Consider the following 2,277-nt stretch of genomic DNA (forward strand, 5'->3'; position numbering starts at 1 on the left):
TCTTGATATTTCTTCTTGCCTTGCATTACTAAATATACAAAATTTCTGTATCTTTAACAAGTTGTGCAACAGGCACAACGTATATAGCTCATAGCTGGGCAGTTGCTTAATCGAAGTTAAGGCATATTTGGAAAGTCGCCAAATTTTTAAATTTGACGATTTCCAATAAAAAAGATAAATAGTAAAATTTAAAAATCTGGCTTGTGCTTAATCCGAAAATAATTTTCTAATTTTAACGCTACGAGCCATATACAATACCGTTAGGCAACATTTGGTGGAACAAAAAAAAACACATACCTTTGACGTTAGTAACGTAAAACAAGAATATGATAATTTCTTTTGGAACGAAAGAAACTGAAAAAATTTGGAATGGAATTCGAGTAAAGAAATTGCCGAACGAAATTCAAAATGTAGGAAGGAGAAAAATGAGAATGCTTAATAACTCACAAGATATTGCTGATTTAAGAATTCCACCATCAAACCGACTTGAAAAGTTAACAGGAAATCTGAAAGAATATTATAGTATTAGAATTAATAAACAATGGAGAATCATCTTTATTTGGAACAACGGAAACGCAAGTGAAGTTGAAATAGTTGATTATCACTAAAAAAGAAAATTATGGAAAAATTAGCAAATATTCATCCAGGAGAAATTTTATTTCACGAATTTCTTGAGCCTCTTGAAATTTCTGCATATAGACTTTCAAAAGACTTGAAAATTCCTCAAACAAGAATTTCTGAAATTATAAAAGGAAATCGAAGAGTTACAGCGGATACAGCTTTAAGGTTAAGTAAATATTTTGGAAATTCTGCAAAATTTTGGTTAGGAATCCAAGATGACTTTGATATTGAAAATCAAAAGGAAATTAAAGAAGCTGAATTGAAAAATATAAAACATTACGAAAACAACAACGTTGCCTAACAGCGTATAAATTTTATTGCTATTTTTGGCTTACTTGGGAAAGATTTCGCACTCTTTTAACTCAGTAATTATTTACTACTTTACGCTAAATTCAACGCAACAAATCTTATACAATCACGTTGGGTTTAATACAAAACGAACATTTAGAATAATAATGAAATTTTGGATAATATTAATTTTGAGTTTATCAGTTTCCGTAATTTATGGACAAAATAAACAACCGAAAAAATTTGTCTTTAAAAAATCTATAGTTTCTACCGAAAATGGAATATCAGATTTGGAATCAAAAACAGATTCTTTAATTGATACAAATTATAAAATGAAAAGAAAAGATTCTTTGATAAATAGAAAACTTAAAGAAATCCAAATGACTGAATTTCTAACTCAAACACCTGAAACAGAAATTTATGTTGAAATTGAGAATGATTCCATTTGGAGATATACTAAACAGAAGGGTAAAATAATTGGCGATTATTTTATGATTAAAAAAAATAGTGGAATATTAAACTATTATGACAAATCTAAATCCGTTAATTATAAAAAATATGACCTTTTTGCTAAAAATCAAGAATCTAGAATAATTGAAAACCGAAAAGACAGAAAAAAAATAAAGGGTTTTGATTGCTACAAGTTGACTATAATAAATAAAGATAAAGAAAGTGATTTGGGAAATACAATTTATGAAATGTATGTAACTGACCAAATTGAATTGCCAGTTCATTCAGTTATTAACCTGAATAAACTTGTTCTTAATAACTTTCCAATGGAAATTAAAATTTGGGAAGAAAAACTTTCTGGAATAATTGAATTATATGAATTAATCGAAATTGAATAAAGTACTAAACCCAACACCATATATAATTTATTGCTGGCTTCTCGCCTACTTACGAAAATCCTCGCGGATTTTCTTTGTCTGTAATTATTTACTAAATTAGTTGCTTAAACCACGCAACAAACCATATATAAACACGTTATGTTTTATTGCTCAGGAAAATCTAAACGTGGGAAAAAAATGCTAAACACTCTCTCGCTAGAATTTTAAAAAATCAAAACGCGGGAATTTTTTTAGAGTTTTTAAAAAATAAATCTCTTGTTGGAAAGTTCTCTGAGAATTATAAAATAAAATGGAATTTATCAACGTTTCGGAATTAATACGTGGGAATTTTCTCTGTAAACTGGAATTTTGAAAAAAAAATAAAAAGAAAAAAAAGGAAAAAGAAAAAATTCTTAAAAGAACTGAAAACGGATTTAAAACGTGCTTACTCCAGTGTTTCGCAACAAAACATAACACCGGTAACCGTTGCACAACCCTCTAAAAAATCAAATAATCATCTTTTTTAAGCCCTTTTTAAGGG

General features: G+C 28.1%; 3 protein-coding genes. All 3 read left to right on the plus strand.

Going from position 1 to position 2,277, the window contains the following annotated elements:
• Nucleotides 1–326: 326 nt before the first annotated feature.
• The 3 genes from ACTG3V_RS15460 to ACTG3V_RS15470 all read left to right on the plus strand — a co-directional run bounded on the left by ACTG3V_RS15460 (nucleotide 327) and on the right by ACTG3V_RS15470 (nucleotide 1,757).
• Nucleotides 327–608: a type II toxin-antitoxin system RelE/ParE family toxin gene (locus ACTG3V_RS15460; protein ID WP_260584645.1), complete on the plus strand. Its 282-nt coding sequence runs from the start codon at nucleotides 327–329 to the stop codon at nucleotides 606–608.
• Nucleotides 609–619: 11 nt separating this feature from the next.
• Nucleotides 620–922 (plus strand): HigA family addiction module antitoxin, encoded by a 303-nt coding sequence (locus ACTG3V_RS15465; RefSeq protein WP_299016479.1) that lies wholly within the window; start codon nucleotides 620–622, stop codon nucleotides 920–922.
• Between the two features lie 154 nt (nucleotides 923–1,076).
• Nucleotides 1,077–1,757 (plus strand): hypothetical protein, encoded by a 681-nt coding sequence (locus ACTG3V_RS15470; protein WP_439133070.1) that lies wholly within the window; start codon nucleotides 1,077–1,079, stop codon nucleotides 1,755–1,757.
• The last annotated feature ends 520 nt before the right edge of the window (nucleotides 1,758–2,277 follow it).

This window comes from Polaribacter sp., assembly GCF_965660385.1.
Classification (GTDB): Bacteria; Bacteroidota; Bacteroidia; order Flavobacteriales; family Flavobacteriaceae; genus Polaribacter.